18 protein-coding genes are annotated in these 18,909 nt (G+C 67.7%); 3 read left to right on the forward strand and 15 right to left on the reverse strand.

Going from position 1 to position 18,909, the window contains the following annotated elements:
• Positions 1-10: 10 nt before the first annotated feature.
• The 4 genes from ACYVDK_RS03830 to ACYVDK_RS03845 are packed head-to-tail and all read right to left on the reverse strand — an operon-like array spanning position 11 to position 4,015.
• Entirely contained in the window at positions 11-904 is an 894-nt protein-coding gene (locus ACYVDK_RS03830) for an ABC transporter permease (protein ID WP_460518199.1), read from the reverse strand.
• Positions 904-1,854: an ABC transporter permease gene (locus tag ACYVDK_RS03835; protein WP_460518202.1), complete on the reverse strand. Its 951-nt coding sequence runs from the start codon at positions 1,852-1,854 to the stop codon at positions 904-906. Before ACYVDK_RS03835 ends, ACYVDK_RS03830 begins: the two co-directional genes overlap by 1 nt.
• Entirely contained in the window at positions 1,851-3,008 is a 1,158-nt protein-coding gene (locus ACYVDK_RS03840) for an ABC transporter substrate-binding protein (RefSeq protein WP_460518204.1), read from the reverse strand. The genes ACYVDK_RS03835 and ACYVDK_RS03840 overlap by 4 nt, the downstream gene beginning before the upstream one ends.
• Positions 3,005-4,015: a carbohydrate kinase family protein gene (locus ACYVDK_RS03845; RefSeq protein ID WP_460518207.1), complete on the reverse strand. Its 1,011-nt coding sequence runs from the start codon at positions 4,013-4,015 to the stop codon at positions 3,005-3,007. The genes ACYVDK_RS03840 and ACYVDK_RS03845 overlap by 4 nt, the downstream gene beginning before the upstream one ends.
• Before the next feature lie 242 nt (positions 4,016-4,257).
• On the opposite strand from ACYVDK_RS03845, the gene ACYVDK_RS03850 reads away from it, so the two are divergent.
• Together ACYVDK_RS03850 and ACYVDK_RS03855 are read left to right on the forward strand one after the other, a co-directional pair.
• The gene (locus tag ACYVDK_RS03850; protein WP_460518210.1) at positions 4,258-5,043 is read left to right on the forward strand and encodes a DeoR/GlpR family DNA-binding transcription regulator; all 786 of its coding nucleotides are present in this window, start codon (positions 4,258-4,260) and stop codon (positions 5,041-5,043) included.
• Entirely contained in the window at positions 5,040-6,398 is a 1,359-nt protein-coding gene (locus tag ACYVDK_RS03855) for a 6-phospho-beta-glucosidase (RefSeq protein ID WP_460518212.1), read from the forward strand. The genes ACYVDK_RS03850 and ACYVDK_RS03855 overlap by 4 nt, the downstream gene beginning before the upstream one ends.
• A gap of 17 nt (positions 6,399-6,415) precedes the next feature.
• On the opposite strand, the gene ACYVDK_RS03860 is transcribed toward ACYVDK_RS03855, so the two are convergent.
• Together ACYVDK_RS03860 and ACYVDK_RS03865 are read right to left on the reverse strand one after the other, a co-directional pair.
• Positions 6,416-6,769: a YciI family protein gene (locus tag ACYVDK_RS03860; RefSeq protein ID WP_460518215.1), complete on the reverse strand. Its 354-nt coding sequence runs from the start codon at positions 6,767-6,769 to the stop codon at positions 6,416-6,418.
• An 80-nt stretch (positions 6,770-6,849) separates the two neighbouring features.
• Complete coding sequence (locus ACYVDK_RS03865) at positions 6,850-7,020, reverse strand: hypothetical protein (protein WP_460518218.1); 171 nt, start codon at positions 7,018-7,020, stop codon at positions 6,850-6,852.
• 361 nt (positions 7,021-7,381) lie between these two features.
• Between ACYVDK_RS03865 and ACYVDK_RS03870 the strand changes: the two genes are divergently transcribed.
• On the forward strand, positions 7,382-7,939 hold the full coding sequence (locus ACYVDK_RS03870) for a YdbT family protein (protein WP_460518221.1): 558 nt from the start codon (positions 7,382-7,384) through the stop codon (positions 7,937-7,939).
• A 43-nt stretch (positions 7,940-7,982) separates the two neighbouring features.
• Here ACYVDK_RS03870 and ACYVDK_RS03875 read toward each other — a convergent pair whose 3' ends face one another.
• The 9 genes from ACYVDK_RS03875 to ACYVDK_RS03915 form a co-directional block, all read right to left on the reverse strand.
• Positions 7,983-8,585, reverse strand: coding sequence for a GNAT family N-acetyltransferase (locus ACYVDK_RS03875; protein ID WP_460518224.1), 603 nt, complete (start codon positions 8,583-8,585; stop codon positions 7,983-7,985).
• 48 nt (positions 8,586-8,633) lie between these two features.
• Positions 8,634-10,055 (reverse strand): multidrug effflux MFS transporter, encoded by a 1,422-nt coding sequence (locus tag ACYVDK_RS03880; protein ID WP_460518227.1) that lies wholly within the window; start codon positions 10,053-10,055, stop codon positions 8,634-8,636.
• A 237-nt stretch (positions 10,056-10,292) separates the two neighbouring features.
• The gene (locus ACYVDK_RS03885; RefSeq protein WP_460518230.1) at positions 10,293-11,189 is read right to left on the reverse strand and encodes a 1-phosphofructokinase family hexose kinase; all 897 of its coding nucleotides are present in this window, start codon (positions 11,187-11,189) and stop codon (positions 10,293-10,295) included.
• 171 nt (positions 11,190-11,360) lie between these two features.
• Positions 11,361-12,566, reverse strand: coding sequence for an ROK family protein (locus tag ACYVDK_RS03890; RefSeq protein ID WP_460518233.1), 1,206 nt, complete (start codon positions 12,564-12,566; stop codon positions 11,361-11,363).
• A 181-nt stretch (positions 12,567-12,747) separates the two neighbouring features.
• Positions 12,748-14,190 carry a glycoside hydrolase family 1 protein gene (locus ACYVDK_RS03895; RefSeq protein ID WP_460518236.1) on the reverse strand — a complete coding sequence of 481 codons (1,443 nt, stop codon included), beginning with the start codon at positions 14,188-14,190 and terminating at the stop codon, positions 12,748-12,750.
• A 251-nt stretch (positions 14,191-14,441) separates the two neighbouring features.
• Positions 14,442-15,563 carry a Gfo/Idh/MocA family protein gene (locus ACYVDK_RS03900; protein WP_460518239.1) on the reverse strand — a complete coding sequence of 374 codons (1,122 nt, stop codon included), beginning with the start codon at positions 15,561-15,563 and terminating at the stop codon, positions 14,442-14,444.
• Positions 15,556-16,350 carry a ThuA domain-containing protein gene (locus tag ACYVDK_RS03905; protein WP_460518242.1) on the reverse strand — a complete coding sequence of 265 codons (795 nt, stop codon included), beginning with the start codon at positions 16,348-16,350 and terminating at the stop codon, positions 15,556-15,558. The genes ACYVDK_RS03900 and ACYVDK_RS03905 overlap by 8 nt, the downstream gene beginning before the upstream one ends.
• 108 nt (positions 16,351-16,458) lie before the next feature.
• Positions 16,459-17,466 (reverse strand): sugar phosphate isomerase/epimerase family protein, encoded by a 1,008-nt coding sequence (locus ACYVDK_RS03910; protein ID WP_460518245.1) that lies wholly within the window; start codon positions 17,464-17,466, stop codon positions 16,459-16,461.
• Positions 17,467-17,565: 99 nt separating this feature from the next.
• Positions 17,566-18,747 (reverse strand): Gfo/Idh/MocA family protein, encoded by a 1,182-nt coding sequence (locus ACYVDK_RS03915; protein ID WP_460518248.1) that lies wholly within the window; start codon positions 18,745-18,747, stop codon positions 17,566-17,568.
• Between the last annotated feature and the right edge of the window lie 162 nt (positions 18,748-18,909).

Raw genomic sequence — 18,909 nt, forward strand, 5'->3', positions numbered from 1 at the left:
TGCACCCCTTCTATCGGATTTGGAAGCCCTCGGCCAGCTGTCCGCCCATGATGTGCTTTCGGGCGGCGAGCATGAGGACGACGGATGGAATGGACAGCAGGATCGAGAACACTGCAGCGACCTGCTTCGGGTAGTTCAGCACGAGCGTGTACATCTCGGTCGGCATCGTGAAGTAGTCGGGCGCCCCGACGAGGTACGTGCCCTGCGCCTCGTCGAACGAGGCCAGGAACGACATGACGACGGCGACCAGGATGCCCGGCATCGCCATCGGCAGCGTGATGCGGAAGAAGACCAGCAGCTTCGACGCACCCGCGTCGCGCGCCGCCTCCTCGAGGCTGCGCGGCACGGCCGAGAACGCCGCGGCCGGAATCCACGTCATGAACACGATCGTGCCCAGCAGTTGCACGATCACGATGCCCACCACCGTGTTCATCAGGTTCAGCGCGTAGAAGAGCGACGCGAGGGTGGCGAAGAGCCCCATCTTCGGGAACGCGTTCGTCGCGAAGAGCCCCACCAGGAACGTGCGCCTGGCGAAGAAATCGTGGCGCGCGAACGCGTATGCGGCGGGCAGACAGATCACCGCTGAGCACACCACAACGATCGGCGAGATCACGAGCGAGTTCTGCACTGCCGCGCCAAGACCGGGGTCGCTGAAGACGGTGCCGAACCAGTGCATCGTCCAGCCGTCCGGCCAGAGGTTCGGGAACGTCCAGCTGGTGGCGAACGCATGCACGGCCAGCCAGGCGAGCGGCCCCAGGATGAACAGGATCATGAACGCCGAGAACAGCACGATGAGCGTTCGGCTCCCGATCCTGTTCACGAGCGGGCTGCGCTCCTGAAACTGCTGCAACGGCCGTTCCTGTTCCACTACCGGCGGCGACGTGCGATCGGTGACTGCGCTCATCACGCCCTCCCCTGTTCCTTGGCGCTCCGGAAGTTCGCCCACACGTAGAACGCGCCGATCGCGGCCGCAACGATGAAGATGGTGAACGCCATCACGATCGACTGCTGCGGCCGGTTGTACGCGGTGAAGTAGTTCGTCAGCATCACGCCCAGCATGGTCGGCGCGTTCGGGCCGGTGAAGTAAGGCACCGTGAACGATCCGATCACACCGATCCCGGTGAACGTGGAGGCGATCACGATCGGCACGGACGACATCGGGATCAGGATGCTGATCGCGATGCGCGAGCGGGAGGCGCCGGCATCCTGGGCGGCCTCGATCATGGCATCCGGGATCGACTGGAACCCGGAGGAGATCATCAGCACGGCGAAGGGCAGCGACGTCCACACCGAGCCGATGATGATCGCGACCACCGTGTAACCCCAGGTAGGGCCGACGAGGCCCACGGATGCGAACACGCTGCGGATGAACCCGTCGCCGGCGTAGAACGTGAGGATAGCCCACGACGCGATCACGACCGGGATGAACAGCGGAACGACAGCGAGCCCGGACAGCAGAGTGGCGAACCATCCTCCCCGCATGCGCAGGTACAGGCCGATGCCTATCGACATTCCGAGCACCAGCGCGGCACTCACGACCGTCACGATGACGGTGACCGCGAGGTTCGCGAGGAACTGGCTGTCGCCGAAGACATCGGCCCAGGCCGCCAGCGTTCCCCACCAGTTCGTCGCCTTGTGCACCTGCTGCCCGACCAGGGAGACCACGGTGTTCAGCCCGCCCGTGAAGCCGAGGCTGAAGCCGAGCGCAAGGATGACCGGCAGTCCGACGAAGAGCAGCACCAGCACGATCGGCGGCAGGGCCATCAGGAACCCGGCCACCGAGAGCCTCGGGGTGCGCCGCACCCCGAGGCTCTTCGTGCCACGCGCCGATCGCCGCGCGGTGGAGACCGTCACTTGCCCGGCACCTGCTGCGACCACTGCTGGTTCATGTCGTTGTTCATCTGCGCCTGGTAGGTCGGGCGCAGCTTGTCGATCTGCGCGGTCGCGAACTCGGTCTGGATCGACTGCGGCAGCTCCGTCAGCGGGATCACCGGATAGCCGGCGACCGACTGGGAGATGGATGCCTGCGCGGCCGGGGTCAGCAACCAGTTCAGCAGCTTGTAGGCATCCTTCGCCCGCGGCGACGCCTTGAGAACACCCAGGTAGGAGGCCCCGCCGGTGAGCGACGGCGTGGTCTGCGTCGCCTTGATGTTCTTCGGGATCTGACCGCTCTGCACGCCAGAGGTGAACTGATCGGACCAGACCGGCGCCATCAGGATCTGACCGCTGGAGAGCAGGTCGAGCACCTGGTTGTTGCCGTTCGGGTAGACGCCCTGCTGGTACACGTAGGGGTTGAGGCTGCGCAGCGTGGCCCAGCCCGCGTTCCAATCGGTCTCGAGGGTGGGCTCGTACTCGGTGACCATCTTGGCGCGATCGGCAGCGGGGATCGTCTTGTCGAGAACGGTGGTCACAAACGCGCCACCGCTGCCTCCGGAGGCAGGCGAGCAGTACGTGAACTTGCCGGGGTTCGCCTTGATCCACGCGAGCAGGTCGTCGACCGTCTTCGGCGGCGAGGTGACCTTGTCGCTGTTGTATGCCAGCAGCACGGACGACGCCCGGTAGGGCACCGAGTTCGCCCCGCCCGGCTGGCGGATCGACTGCGGCACCTTCGCGAGGTTCGGGATCTGCTTCGGCGTCGCGGTCGCCAGCAGCCCGCTCGTGGAGAGCTGCTGCACGAATCCGGCATCGACGATGTCATACCCCGGGTCGCGCTTCTGCACGGTGGCTGCGGTGATCTTCGCCACCGTCTGCTGGTCGTGCACGCCGTGCAGATCGAAGTCGACCTTGACGGAGTACGACGGGTTCGCCTTGGTGAACGCGGGGATCAGCGTCTTCTGCCACAGGTCTTGAATGTTGGTGTCCGCGCTGACGAAGACCGTGAGCGTGTGCTTGCCTCCCGACGTGCTTCCGCCCGAAGCCTGGTTCGCGCTCTGCACGCAACCTGCGAGCGCGAGCGCAACGGTGGTCGCCAAGGCGACCGCCATCACTCTCCGTCGTGTTGTTTTCATCGCTGTCCTCCTGTTCGATGCATCGCCCATTCGGCGATCGGTTCCCAGTACGCGTCAAGTTCCTGCGGCAGAGCGCTCGCCAGTTGCTGCCATGTCGGTGCACTGGATGCCCCACCGAGCCCCCGAACCGACTCCGAGGCCGCCATCGTGGCGAACCGCAGAGCGGTCGCAAGCGGCCAGCCCTGGTGCTCGGCGGCCATGAAGGCCGCGGTGAAGACGTCACCGGCGCCCGTGGGGTCGACGGCCGTGACGCGCGGTGCCAAGACGTGCTGCACCCGGCCGGCGCGGGAGTCGACGGCGAGCGCGCCGGCGTCTCCCAATGTCACGACGACGAGGCCGACCCGCTGCGCGAGCACTCGTGCCGCCACCTCGACGTCGTCGCAGCGCGTGTAGGCGAGCGCCTCGTCCTCGTTCAGGATGAACGCATCCACGTTCTGCAGTCGCTCCAGGTCGCTGCCGTCCCAGGCACCGGTCACATCCCAGCCGACTCCGCCGTAGACGCGGGCGCCGCCCTCGCGCATGCGCACGACCCATTCGGCCTCCGCATCGGCCAGGTCGACCTGGCAGCAGCGGGCGACGGGCGACGCGCCGTCGGGCAGCACTGTCGGCATGGCGGACGCGTCGTCCTCGTACGTGACGAAGCTCCTGTCGCTGCCCTCGGTCATGGCGGCCGTCACCGCGACGCGGGCGGACGGATGCTCCTGGATCCAGTCGGTGCGCAGCCGCGGCTCCTCCTCGAGCAGCGAGCGCACCAGCCGGCCGGCCGGATCCGTGCCGAGCACCGCGACGATGCCGGCATCCATTCCCAGGCGGGCCGCCGCGATCGCGCGGGTCGCCACTCCGCCCACTGTGAGAACGAAGTCGGAGGCGTGCACCTCTTGCCCCGGGCCGGGCACGGGCACGTCGGCGAACACCAGGTCGCAGTAGAGCCGGCCGCCGAAGACCGCGGCCATTCCCGCCGACGAGGCGTCGATGCCTGCGCTCGGTGCGAACCTCTGCTCTTCCACCTGCGTGCTTCTCCACTCGGGTGCGGGTTGCGTGACTACGGCGCGTCGCCGTTGATCGCGCGGAATGTGACATTGTTTGACTGGCTTTTGAGCATAGGCGCGCGATGTGCCCCTCGGTCAAGGGTTGTCAGGACATTTTCTCAAACTGTTACCGCCAGTTCAGCTCGGTGCTCTGCTTCCTTCCCGCTTCCTTCTTGCGCGATTCACGCAAACTCCGTCATCTGACGGATAAACTCGTGCCCATGATTTCGAAGGCCCGGCGCACCCGGATCCTCGACGCGCTCGCCGTCGACGGGTCGGCTTCGGTGCGCGAGCTGGCCGAACGCCTCGATGTGAGCGAGTCCACGATCCGCCGCGACCTGCAGCAGCTCGACGAGAACGGCGAACTCGTGCGCACCTACGGCGGCGCGGTCGTGCCGCCGCGGGCCACGTCGGGCCGGCCTGGCGACCCCGAGCGCCTCGAAGATCCGTGGACGGTCGGCGACGACGCCGAGGCATCTCTCAAGGCAGCGATAGGCAAGGCGGCGGCCGACCTGGTCGCCGACGACCAGGTCGTGCTGCTCGATATCGGCACCACGACATCGTTCATCGCCCGGGCGCTGCGCGGGCGCCCGGTCACCGTCATCACCGGGAACGTCGCCGCGTTCGACGAACTGCGCGACGACGCGGCCGTTCGGCTCGTTCTGCTCGGCGGCGTCTTCCGCCGCAACTACCGCAGCCTGGTCGGGTCACTGGCCCAGAGCGCGCTCGACCAGGTGAGCGCCGACATCGCGTTCCTCAGCTGCACGGGCGTGCGCGAGAACGGCTCGGTGGTCGACGACATGGCCGTCGAGGCACCGATCAAGCAGCGGATGCTCGCCGTCGCCGATCGCAGCGTGCTCGTGGCTTCCGATCGCAAGTTCCCCGGCACGGGTTCGCTGCGGTTGTGCTCGCTGGCCGATGTGGACACGCTCGTGACCACCGACGGAGCGAACCCGAACACGACAAGGCTCTGCACGGAAGCAGGCGGAACGGTGATCATCGCATGAAGCTCGCCATCCTCGGCGGAGGAGGATTCCGCACCCCGTTCGTCTATCAGGCGCTTCTGGGCGACACCGGTCCGCAGCGGGTCACCGAGGTGGCCCTCCTCGACAGCGACCAGGGCAAGCTCGACGGCATCCGCCGCATCCTCGACGAGCTCGCGGGAGGACACACGGATGCTCCACGCGTCGTCACGACGACACACGAGCGCGAGGCGATCGAGAACGCGGACTTCGTGTTCGCAGCCATCCGCGTCGGCGGCATCGCCGGTCGCCGCCACGACGAGCACGTGGCGCTCGACCTCGGCGTGCTCGGACAGGAGACGACCGGTCCTGGCGGCCTGTCATACGCGTTGCGCACGATCCCGGTCATGCGGCACTACGCCGAAGTGATCCACGAGCACGCACCGGGCGCGTACCTGCTGAACTTCACGAATCCGGCCGGCATCATCACCGAGTCTCTGCAATCGGTTCTCGGCGACCGGGTGCTCGGCATCTGCGACACCCCCTCCGGCCTCGTGCGTCGGGCGGCGACCCTGCTCGGGCTCGACTTCGACCGCCTGCAGCCGGACTACGTCGGGCTCAATCACCTCGGCTGGATGCGCCGGCTGCTCTACGACGGAGTCGACATGCTGCCCGCGCTGCTCGCCGACGACGAGCGGCTGGGATCGCTCGAAGAGGGCGAGGTGTTCGGCACCGAATGGATAAGGGCCCTCGGCGCGATTCCCAACGAATACCTGTACTACTACTACTTCAATCGCGACGCCGTGCGGAACGTGCTCTCCTCCGGCATCACGCGGGGCGACTTCCTCGCTCAGACCCAGGACGAGTTCTTCCACGGGCTGGCCACCGAGGGCGGGTCGGCCGTCGAGCGCTGGCGTGCCGCCGTTGCGCGGCGTGATGCCAGCTACATGGCGGAGGCCAAAGGTGGCACGCAAGACGCTCCGGCCCGCGCGCCGCTTTCCGACCTCGACCCGGTCATGCAGGGCTACGCCGGCGTCGCGCTCGAAGTGATGCACGCCATCAGCCGCAACGAGCGTTCCACGATGATCCTCAACGTGCGCAACCGCGGAGCGATCCCCGGCATGCCCGACGACGCCGTCGTCGAGGTGCCGGCGCTGGTGGATGCCGGTGGCACGCACCCGCTGGCGACCACCGCCCCGAGCGCATACCAGCTCGGGCTCATGCTGCAGCTCAAAGATGTGGAGCGTCACATCATCCGCGCGGCGACCACGGGAGATCGGCGAGAGGCGCTGCTCGCGTTCGCGCTGCATCCGCTCGTCGACTCGGTGACGATCGCCGAGCGCCTGCTCGACGGGTACATCGCCGCCATTCCCGAGGTCGCTGCGGTCTTCGGCGACTGACTCTCGCTCAGCCTCGCTCAGTGCACGACGAGCGGAATGACCTCGACGCCGCTGTGGTCGGCGCGGGCCTCCGCCAGCAGGCTCGCGAGAGCGACGGCATCCGCCTTCTCGGGCACATCGACGAGGTAGAAGCCGCCGAGCATCTCCTTGGTCTCGGCGAACGGGCCGTCGACCGCCGTGGGCTCGCCCGTTTCGGCGGCGCGCAGCGTCGTCCAGACACGACGGCCCTCGAGCTGTCCGGCGGCCAGGACGGCCGTGCCGGCCTGCTCTCGGAAGCGCCGGTGTCCCTCGTCGATGGCGGCGCCTTCGTCGGCGGTCATCGCATCCCAGCGCTGCTCGTCCCCGCTGATCGCGATCAGATACTCGGCCATGGTCCGTTCCCCTCTGCCTTGGATGACGAGCATTCTGCGTCGTCACCGAGACGTCGAACGGCAGGTCTCGATTTCGACGGTCAGTCCAGCTTCGGCAGCACCGTCATCGGGATCCAGAACGAGAGCGCCATGGCGATGATCCCTCCGAGGAACGTGAGGCTCTCCCAGTCGGTGACTTCGGGTGCATAACCCATCAGTGCCAAGCCGCCCAGGAACAGCACTCCCGACACGATCAACGCGACCACATTCATGCGGAACTCTCCCAGTCTTGCGGCACCTCAAGCCATCGGTGCCTCGCCTTTCCAACCTACCCGGTCGGGTCGCCCGGTGTCAGGCGGGGCGTCCGTCTCTGGAGCTCGATCGTGTGCGTGCGGGCACGGCGACACCTATACGAACGTCGGGGCGGAATGGGGGTTCTATCTCTGAGCGATTCTCGCTAGTGTGGCCCTGAGCACCGCGCATTTCGAACCGACAACGTCGGCTTGAGCGGCGGCGACACGCGATCGGGCACCGAAGCTGTACCCATCGCCGCAGACCCCGAGAGTCCGCGACAACGCCGTTTCGACAACGGCCCAATCTGAATGCAAATCCCCATCGAGGCGGAGGAGCGCTGTGCTTTCCGAGCAGGTGATGACGACCGAGACACACGTGTTGCGTCCGCATCGACACCTGCTCGCCAGCGGAGTGATCGCCGCGCTCGCCCTGACCACTCCGCTGTTCGCCGTGGCGTACTGGCTCACGATCGGCAACGGCGGCTGGCAGATCACGCTGGCCGTGCACGTGCTCGTGGCCGTCATCGCGATTCTCGCCGTGCTGCAATACCGCCGCACGAACGTCGTCGTCTCGCCCGAGGGGGTACGGGAACGCGGATTCCTCGGGCGCGTCTCCGAGATACCGGAGCGCGAGATCGGCATGCTCTGCCTCGTCGAGATCTACCGCGACAATGCGCTGGACACCCAGCCGAACCTCTTCATACTCGATACGGCCGGTGTGCCGCGCATCCGTCTGCGAGGGCAGTACTGGTCTCGTGCCGACATGGAGGACCTCGCCGACGTGCTCGACCGCCCGCTCGTCAGTCCGCAAGAATCGGTGACGCTGTCCGAGATGCGGTCGACACAGCCGGGATGGCTGTACTGGTTCGAGCGGATCCCGCTGCTCACCTGGCTTTGAACCGTTGTCGATCCGATAGCGCTCGCTCGGCGAGTTCGACCGATCAGACCTCGGCGCTGATGCGGAGGGCGACACGGGTGCCCGTGGCGCTGGACGGCAGCGGCGTGAAGCCCAAGCGACGATAGAACGCGCCGGCGTTCACGTTGTCGACCCCGTACTCCAGCCACACCCCTGGCACACCTCGTGACCGCAGCTCAGCCGTGAGCGTGTGCACGAGCATGCGCCCCAGCCCCTGCCCTTGAAGGTCTGGCAGCAGGTCGATGTGCAGGTGTGCAGGGTAGTCGTCGAGTTCGGGGATGAGCATCCGTTCCGGGCGACGAGCGTCGCGCACGAAGCGCTGAGTCGGGGTGTCGTCACCGGTCAGCGGGTACTTGGACTCGAACCCGGGCAGCCAGTCCGTGCGCAGCCGGTCGACGAACGCTGCAGTGTCGGCGACCCCGAGGATGTACCCGTGCGCGCGGCCGTCCACGTCGACCACGAACGCCGTCTCGGGCGCCAGATCCACATACGGCAGTGCGTAGATGTCGGGAAGAACGTCGTCGTTCTCGAGCCAGCCGGTGGCATCCTCTCCCGACCTTCCCGTCTTCAGGCAGATCTCGTAGACCGCGTCGCGGTCGCTGGAACGGTACGGGCGGATGTCTGCCACGGCTCTCTCTTTCGTCTCGCCTGACTGTCGACGGCGTGCTCTGCTTCGTCAGTGCGCAAGGGCCGGCACGGTGCGCGGCCGCACCACGAACCACAGCGAGCAGACCGACACGAGCGAGCAGGCGAGCATCACGATACCCATCGGCGCGGCGCTGGCCACGCCGAGCAGGCCGACGAGCGGGGAGATGAGTCCTGCGATCGCGAAATTGGATGCGCCCTGAAGCGACGCCGCCGTGCCGGCCTCGGCGCCGTGTCCGTTGAGAGCGAGCACCTGTACACACGGAAACCCGAAGCCGCACGATGCGATGAAGAACCACAGAGGAACGATGACACCCCAGATGCCGCCGGCGCCCGTGCTGCCGAGGATGACGATGAGCGCGGCGGCAATGGTCATCGTCGCCGTCGACACCGAGAGCACCCACTGCGGGCCGAACCGTTTGGCCAGGCGGGCGGCTGTCTGCACCCCGATGATGATGCCGACCGAGTTCGCCGCGAACAGCGCGCCGTACTGCTGGGCGTCGAACGAGTAGACCATCTGGAACACGAACGAGCTCGAGGACAGGTAGGCGAACAGTCCGGAGAAGTTCATCGCGCTGACGATGACGATGCCCACGTAGATGCGGTCACCGAGCACCGACTTGAACCGTTGGCCGACACTGGAATGCCCTGACGCGACGCGCGCCTCCAGCGGCCTGGTCTCCCTGATCCACAAGACGAGGCACGTGAGCATCACGGCACTGTAGGCCGCGATCACCCAGAATATGCCGCGCCACGGCATGATCAGCAGCAGCTGGGAGCCGAGCACCGGCGCTATCACCGGGGCGAGGCCGTTGACCAGGGCGAGACGCGAGAGCATCGTCACGAGGCGGTGCCCGCTGAACAGGTCGCGCACCATCGCCATCGCGACGACGCCGCTCGCGGCGGCCCCGAGGCCCTGCAGCAGGCGGAACAGGCTGAGCAGCTCGATGTTCGGCGCGAGTGCCACCCCGAGCGATGCCAGGATGTGCACGGCCGTCGCGAGGATGAGCGGCATGCGCCGCCCCACTTTGTCGCTCCACGGGCCGACGATGAGCTGCCCGAGCCCGAACCCGACGGTGGTCGCGGTGAGCGTGAGCTGGATGATCGCGGTCGAGACGTGGAAGTCGCTCTCGAGCTTGGGCATCGACGGCAGGTAGGTGTCCATCGTGAACGGACCGAGCGCGGTGAGCGCACCGAGGATCAGGATGTACGAGACCCTCTTGCGCGTCGGCAGGGCGTCGCCGGGGTGCACGATGGATGACTGTGTCTCCGCCGATCGATGGCCGGGTGCGCGCGTGCCCCGGTCGATCGTCGGGATGCCGCCGGTCGGCATCCCCGCCGTGATGCCCACGACCGGGATGCCCGAAGTGTGCGTCTCGACGATGTCGGCGTCGTTCTGATCGGACGAGCGGGGCCCGGGGACGACGGGTAAGGGTTTCGTGGCGGTAGACATAGATCTTCTGCAGGATTCGCGGCGAGGTGCTTGAAGGAGACGAGACGCGAATCGACGCCGCTCTGAGTCGGATAACAGTCGGACGAGCAGCGTCGAATCGATTCGAGAAAACTCTACCGGATGCCGACTGGGGAACGCCAGAGTGCGATGTGCCTCAGGATGCGACTCAGGATGGGACTCAGAGCGGAGGCCGAGAAGGTGTACGCGTGCCTCGGACGAGGATGCCCGCCTAGCGTCCTACTCCGCTGCGAGGCGACCCTGGCCCGCGACGAGCGCATTGCGCTCCCCCGCGCTCGCCGCCGCAGCGAGCGCATCCGCTGCCGAGTCGCCGCGCTCGAACGCCGCGAGCAGACCGCCCAGAAACGCGTCGCCGCTGCCCGCGGGGAATCGGCCACGTCGGGCCGACGCGGGCACCGACGTGTGGGTGTCGCCGAGCAGGGCGGCCGACCCCGCGACACCGTCGGTGACCACGGCGTCGCAGCCGTAGCGTGCTCGCAGCAGGTGGCAGGCATCCGACGCGGTCTCCAGCTCGGTGCCGAGCAGTTCGGACGCCTCGCGTCGGTTCACCTTGACCAGCTCGGCGGCCTGCGCAGTGGCGCGCAGCCCGTCTCCCGAGCCGTCGACCACGATGCGGGCGCCGTTTCTCCTCAGTTCGGACAGCAGCGATCCGAGCTCGTCGAGCGGAACGCCTGGTGGAACGGATCCGCTCAGTGCGACCCACGGCATGCCTCGCCCGGTGCTCGCCTGAATGACGGCGCTGCGGGTGGCGGCGGCGTAGGCATCCCACTCGTCGTCGTCGAGCTCGGTGGCCGGTTCGTACAGATCTGTGCTCGTCGCCGACTCCGCTCGCTCGACCACCGCGATGCAGGTGCGCGTCACGCGGCGCAGCGGAACGACGGTGGCCGCCACACCGTCGTGCGCGAGCATGTCTGCGACCCACTCCCCCGTCGCACCGCCCAGCGCGGCCAGCGTGCTCACTTCGGCACCGAGCGCAGACGCGGCCCTCGCCACGTTCAACGCCTTTCCCCCGGCGACGCGGGTCACGGCGAACGGCCGGGTGATGTCGCCGACGTTCAGCTCATCGACCTCGTAGGTCACGTCGAGACTGGCGGAGAGCGCGAGCGTGATGATCATGTGCGGCAGCCTAAGGTGGGCCGCCTGGGCGCCACCACTCCTGGCCGGGTTCGATCACGGTGGTGAGCGAAGGGCGACCATCCCGCCGAGCACGCCGCCGAAGGTGGTCGTGTAGAACCTGAGGTTCGGTTCGACACGCGGTCTACGCCCGCTGCTCAACCGGCGGTGGCCTCAGCGCCGCACCAGAGTCGGGTCGGCGATGAGCCTGGTGAACGCGAGCTCTGCGGCACCGACGGTCAGCACCTCGGAGCCGAGTTCGGCGCGCACGATGTCGACCTGCTCCGCGGATGCCGTCAGCGACTGCTCGCGCACCGCGCCGTCCAGCACCTGCGGCGCGGCATCCAGCAACACGCCGAGGAATCCACCGAGCACCACCCGCCGCGGGTTGAGGATGTTCACCGCGTTGCGGATCGCCACCGCGAGATAGCGCAACTGGCGCTCCACCTCGTCGCGTCCTTCGCCGTCGAGGCTGTGCATCGCCTCGTCGATTCCGTCGGCGTCGTCGAGTCCGAGTGCGTCGAGCAGGCGGGCCTGCGAGACCTCCGTCTCCAGGCATCCGATCGCACCGCAGTGGCAGCGCGAACCGCCGGAGTTCACCAGGGTGTGGCCGAGCTCGCCGGCATAGCCGGAGCTTCCGGCCAGCGGCAGCGCACGCGTGATGACGCCGCCGCCGATGCCGCCGGAGCCGCCGTTCAGGTAGATGAGGTCGCCGATGCCGCGCCCCGCTCCGAACAGGTGCTCGGCGTTCGCGCCCAGGCTGGCGTCGTTGGCCACCAGTGCGGGGAGACCTGTGGCGTTCTCGAGCAGCGCGGCGAACGGCTCGTCGACCCATTCCAGGTGCGGGGCCATGCGCACGACGCCGTCCGCCTCGCGCACGCTGCCGGGCACCGCGGCACCGATGCCGGTGACCAGCAACCCGGAATCGAACAGTGCCTTGAAGCCCTCCAGCACATTGGCCACTATGCGGGCGGCCTCTTCTGCAGTCGGCGGCTCAGCCGTTGCGTGGCGCACGCGGCGATGCACCGTGCCGTCCAGCCCGACAAGCCCGACATTCACGCCGTCGACCTCCGGGTTGACCGTGACGACGACCACCTTCGGGTTGGCGACGACGACCGGGCTCGGCCGACCGACGCCCGTCGACTCCCGCGGCTCCTGTTCCGAGACGAGGTCGAGCGCGGTGAGCTCGGCGACCAGCGCTCCGATCGTGGAGCGGCTGAGACCTGTCGCCCTGGTGAGCTCCGAGCGGGAGCGCCCCGCGATGCCGTGCACGAGCCGCAGCACCGCGCCGAGATTGTGCTGCCGAACGCCGTCGAGATTGCTTCCGAGCGCGGAGCGTACAGGCACGGCATCCGGCGGCAGCGCCAAGGCTTCGGTCACCTGAGGCAGCCTAGTGGCATTCACGTTCGGTGACCGAACTTATTGCGGACGCATTCACCTCAACCCGGGCGCGACCGCTCGGCGCACGCGTGTCTGCGCCACTCTGTCGATAATTGCGCCAGACAACGAGGCGCAATCGCCGCAAAGTGGCGCAGACACCAGCGTGAGCCGGCCTGCCAGCTCAACCGGCTGAGGGAATGCTGCGGGTCGCGGCGAGCTCCGCGTACCAGGCGGAGCTGTCCTTCGGCAGGCGCTCCAAGGTGTCGTAGTCCACGCGCACGATGCCGAACCGTTTGGAGAAGCCGAAGCCCCACTCGAAGTTGTCCATCAGCGACCACACGAAGTAGCCGCGCAGGTCGACGCCGTCCTGCAGCGCGCGGTGCGCCGCGGTGAGGTGACGACGCAAGTAGTCGATGCGGTCCGCGTCGTGCACCGCGGCTCCGCCTTCTTCGTGCGCGACGACATCCGCGAAGGCAGCACCGTTCTCGGTGACCATCAGCGGCTGCTGCGGAAACTCTTCGTGCAGTGCGACGAGCAGGTCGTAGAGGCCGGCCGGCTCGATGTTCCAGCCCATCTCGGTGTGCGGGCCGGGCTGATCGAGGAACTCGACTCGGTCGGCGCCGGGCCACGGCGAAGCGCCGACGTCTTTGTGCCCGTCGGCGTTCTGTCGCTCACTCCTGCCGTCCCACAGCCGCACCCGATTCGTGGAGTAGTAGTTGACGCCGAGGATGTCGATGCTCTGGTTGATCGTGTCGAGGTCACCCGACTGCACGAATGACCAGTCGGTCAGCGACTTCGTGTCTTCGAGGAGGTCGGCCGGATACTCGCCCTTCAACATCGGATGCGTGAACGCGCGGTTGCCCAGCGCGTCGATCTGTCGCGCCGCCTCGACGCCCGTGTCGCCTTCCGGCCGGATCACGTGCAGGTTCAGTGTCACCGAGTACTGCGCGTCGTCGTTGGAGACGGTCGCTCGCAAAGCCTGCAACGCAAGCCCGTGGCCGAGGTTGAGGTGGTGCACGGCGCGCAGGGCGGCCGCTCCGTTCGTGCGACCGGGTGCGTGGGCGCCGGAAGCGTAGCCCAGGTAGGCGGAGCACCACGGTTCGTTCAGCGTCGTCCAGACCGCGACGCGGTCGCCGAGGCGCTCGCCGACCGCTGCCGCGTAGTCCGCGAACACGTAGGCCGTCTCGCGATTCGGCCAGCCGCCCTCGTCTTCGAGCACCTGCGGCAGGTCCCAGTGGTAGAGCGTGGCGACGGGCGTGATGTCGCGCTCCAGCAGCCCGTCCACCAGTCGCGAGTAGAAGTCGACGCCCTTGCGGTTCACCGGGCCGCGGCCGCTCGGGATGACTCTCGGCCACGCGATCGAGAAACGGTAGGCATGCAGGCCGAGACGCTTCATCAAGTCGAGATCCGCATCCAGGCGGTGGTAGTGGTCGTCGGCCACGTCGCCGTTGTCGCCGTTCCACACCTTGCCCGGCGTGTGGCTGAAAGTGTCCCAGATGGACGGCAACCGGCCGTCGTCCTCGACCGCACCCTCGACCTGGTACGACGCCGTCGCAGAACCGAACACGAACGAGCCGGGGAACTGCAGACCGCTGTCGCGGAAGTCGTCACTGCCTTGAGTCATGTCTTTCCTGCCTGTCGGCGCGATCCGCACGGATGCCGCAGCACAAATGCCGCTTCCGTGCGGATGCCACGCTGAACGGATGTCGGGGTCAAGCGCTCAGAGAGAGCGCTCTTCCTCGACACGATATAGGCGATTGAGGGGAGCGTCATGCGAGCTCGCTCGCATAACCGACCCGATTGAGCCGATGAGCGGCGAAGCCGCGATAGCGCGGCCTCCGATGCCACCCGCCATGCGGGTCGAAGCGATTCGTGCTACCAGGTGGCCGGCGTGGACGCCAGAGGCACAGGCGCCGGGCGCTCGACGCTGCTGCCGATCTCGACGACGCTGTGATCGGCTGCGGCCCGCAGGATGCCGTCCATCACCTCGAGCACGTGGAAGGCAAGCTCCCCGCTCGCCCGGTGCGGTCGGTCGGTGTCGATCGCTCGGGCCATCTCCGCCAGTCCGAAGCCCCGGCCGGAATCGGCCCAGCCGGCGGAAACCGGCACCGCCCCCCACTCGCGTGTCGCGGCAGGTGCGATCTCCACATCGCCGTCGAATCGGTTGGGGTCCGGTACCGCCATGGTTCCCTCCGTTCCGAACACCTCGAAGAGCGGCGCACGGGACTTCCACACGTCGAAGCTCACCGTGACGGTCGTGGTGAGGCCGTTCTCGTGCTCGAGCAGCGCGCTCACGTGCGTGGCGACATCCACCGGGATCACGGTGCCGGCGAGCGGACCGGTGGCGACCGAGCGTTGCCGTGACGACGTGGTTGCCACGCCGGAGATCCGCGCGATCGGACCGAACAGCGTCACGATGCTCGTCAGGTAATAGGGACCCATGTCGAACAGCGGACCGCCGCCTGGCTGGTAGTAGAACGCGGGCGCCGGGTGCCACAGCTCGTGACCTGGCGCGCTCCAGTGGATCGCCGCTGCGATCGGCTCCCCGATCGCACCGTCGTCCAGTGTCTTGCGTGCGGTCTGGATGCCGGTGCCCAGCACCGTGTCGGGTGCGCTTCCCACCCGGAGACCCTTCTCCGCGGCGAGCGCGAGCAGCGGCTCGGCCTCCGCGGGCGTCAGGGCGAGGGGCTTCTCGCCGTACACGTGCTTGCCGGACTCGAGCGCACGGATGCCGATAGCCGCGTGCGCCTGCGGAATGGTCAGGTTGAGCACGGCGTCGATACCGGCATCCGCGAGGAGCTCATCGACCGTGAGCGCACGCACCGTCGACCCGTGATCGCTCTGCTGCCCGGCCACCTCTCGGGCGCGCTCCTCGTTCACGTCCGCGACGGCGACCAGCTCGAGATTCGGCAGATCGGGGATGTGCGCGAAGTACTGAGCGCTGATGTTGCCGACCCCGATCACGCCCAACCGCAGGACTCCGGATGCCTCACTCATCGCCGGCGCCCGTTCCCTGACCGCCTGCTGCGGTGAACGCGCCGGACTCGACGTCGGCTGCGCTCGGGGCGGGCTGAGCGGACCCCCGTGCGGCCCAGAGCAGGCCGCGCTCGATGATGCCCCGCACGTTCGGGTCGTTCACGACCTCGAGCTTGTGGCCGGGGGCCGAGACGAAGATGCGGCCATCGCCCCACAGGCGGGTCCAGATCGCGGGCGCGGTGACCGGCCGGTGCCAGGCATCCCATTCGCGCGCGGCCTGCGTCGTGGTGGCCAGCACGTCGTTCAGCTCGTCGCTGAGCACCCAGTACTGCTCGGTGACGAGGTCGAAGTCGTCGACGCCCGCCGTGATCGGGTGCACCTTTCCGAGCTCGGACATGTGAACGGTGTACGGGATGTAGTTGTCGGACTGCTCGCCGGCCAGTTGCTCCTTCGGCGCCCGGTTCGCGTGGTGCGCGAACTGACCGCCGATCATGTGCAGGTAGTCGGCCGTGTTGCGGTAGGAATCCGCGATGCCGCCGTGCCAGCCCGCCATGCCCATGCCGTTCCTCACAGCGCGATCGAGGCCGGCCATCTCCTCCTTCTCAATGGAGTTCATGGTGTTGATCTGCACGAGCAGGTCGACGGTGTCCATATAGGCCTCGTCGGCGTAGATCGCCGGGGACTCCTCCACGCGCACCTCGAAGCCGTTCCCCTTCAGGAACGGGATGAACGAATCGGTGGTCTGCTCGGGCTCGTGCCCGTCCCAGCCGCCGCGCACGATCAGCGCGCGACGCGTTGCGTCAGTCATGTTCTGCTTTCGGTTGTCTCTATTTCGCTGGTCGAGCTTGTCGAAACCAGCAGGATCAGGCGGTTCCGGTGCTGGTTTCGACAAGCTCAACCAGCGGTATGCGTGTCGTCAGCGCGATTGTGAGAACGCCGCGTCGAAGGCGGCCTCAGGTGGCGTGATGGTGGCGAGCCTGCGCACGAACTGCAGCGCCTCGGGGCCGCCCACGAGGCGGTCCATGCCGGCGTCCTCCCACTCGACACTGGTCGGGCCGTCGTAGCCGATCCAGTTCAGAGTGCGGAAGATCGGCTCCCAGGGCACCTCGCCGTGCCCCGTCGAGACGAAGTCCCAGCCGCGGCGCGGGTCGCCCCATGGCAGGTGCGATGCAAGGCGTCCGTTGCGCCCGTTGAGCTGCGTCACCGACTCTTTGCAGTGCACGTGGTAGATCCGGTCGGCGAAGTCCTGCAGGAACGTGACGGGATCGATCTGCTGCCAGAGAAAGTGCGACGGATCGAAGTTGAAGCCGAAGGCATCCCGGTGACCGATCGCCTCCAGCGTGCGCTTGCTCGACCAGTAGTCGAAAGCGATCTCGCTCGGGTGCGGCTCCAGCGCGAAGCGCACGCCTACCTCGTCGAACACGTCGAGGATGGGATTCCACCGGTCGGCGAAGTCCTGGTAGCCGTCGTCGATCATCGACTCGGGCACGGGCGGGAAGCCGGCGATCGTCTTCCAGATCTTCGAGCCGGTGAATCCGGTCACGGTCTTCACGCCGAGCGCCGCCGCGGCTCGGGCCGTGGTCTTCAGCTCTTCGGCCGCCCGCCGCCGCACGCCCTCGGGGTCGCCGTCGCCCCACACGTGCGGCGGCACGATGTCGTGGTGGCGCTCGTCGATCGGGTCGTCGCAGACGGCTTGGCCGACGAGGTGATTCGAGATGGCGAAGACCTTCAGGCCGTTTCGCTCCAGGATCTCCAACCGGTTCCGCACGTACACCGGGTCGCTCGCCGCCTTGTTCACGTCGAGATGGTCGCCCCAGCCGGCGATCTCCAGGCCGTCGTATCCCCACTCGCCGGCGAGCCGCGCGACCTCCTCGAAGGGCAGGTCGGCCCATTGGCCGGTGAACAGTGTGATCGGACGCGTCATCGTCCGTCCTCCTCCTTCTTGTTGCTTTCGTCGTTCAGGTCGCAGTTTTCGTCGCAAAGCCCTGGCCCAGCCGACGAGAACTGCGACCTGGATGACCGGCTATTGCGTCGTCTGCCAGGCGGAACGGGAATCCGCCGATCGTTCCACTGCAGCCAGCACGCGCTGCACCTGGAGCGCGTCGTCGAACGACGGCCGTGGCTGCACGCCTGCGGCGATGTCGCGCACGAGGTCGACGACCTGGTGCGTGAAGCTGTGCTCATAGCCGAGGCCGTGACCTGCCGGCCACCAGTTCGCGGCGTACGGATGCACCGGCTCGGTCACGACGATGCTGCGGAAACCCTGCGCCTCGGCATCGTCCGTGCCGTCGTAGTACTTGAGAACATTCATGTCTTCGAAGTCGAAAGCGATCGAGCCCCTCGAGCCGTTCACCTCGAGGCGGATCGTGTTCTTGCGCCCGAGCGCGAACCTGGTCGCCTCGAACACTCCGATGGAGCCGTTGCCGAAGCGGGCGGTGAACGCCGCGGCGTCGTCGACCGTGACAGGTCCCTTCTCGGCATCGCTGGAGCCGGTGCCGCCGAGTCCGACCATGTCGCCGCCGACCGGCCGCTCCGAGACGAACGTGTTGACGATGGCGGAGAGTCCGACGATGTCGGATCCGGTGACCCACTGCGCGAGGTCGACGATGTGCGCCCCGATGTCTCCGAGCGCGCCGCTGCCCGCCTTCGACTTGTCCAGTCGCCACGTGAGCGGCGCGTTCTCATCGCTCAGCCAGTCCTGCAGGTACTGGGCGCGCACGTGACGGATCTCGCCCAGCCTGCCCTCTTCGACGAAGCGCCGAGCCAGCGACAGCGCCGGCACCCGGCGGTACGTGAAGCCGCACATCGCGAACACGCCGTTCGCGGCCGCCGCCTGGGCGGCATCCGTCATGCGCTCCGCCTCGGCCACCGAGTTCGCCAGAGGCTTCTCGCACAGCACATGCTTGCCGGCCTCGAGGGCGGCGATCGCGATCTGAGGATGCGTGTCGCCCGGCGTGCAGATGTCGATCAGATCGATGTCGTCGCGCTCGAGCAGCCGCCGCCAGTCCGTCTCGACGCCGTGCCAGCCGAGGCGATCGGCAGCGGCCGACACCGCGGCCTCGTGCCGGCCTGCGACGGCCGTGAGCTCCGGCGTCAGCGGGAGGTCGAAGAATCGGTGGGCGTTGCGCCAGGCGTGCGAATGAGCCGCGCCCATGAAGGCGTAGCCGACCATGCCGACGCGCAGCCGGGGTGTGCCGTCTGCCATCGCGACTCCTTTGTTCGATGAGGACTGTTTTGTTCGATGACGACTGTGGGATGTCGACCGCGTGATGCGTGCGGTGAACGCTCGGCTGAACGTGCGAGCAAGTCGCACGACTCGGCATCGATACTTGCGCAAGTCTTGCGACACAACAGTACGCCCGGTCCG

Source organism: Humibacter antri (genome assembly GCF_054777235.1).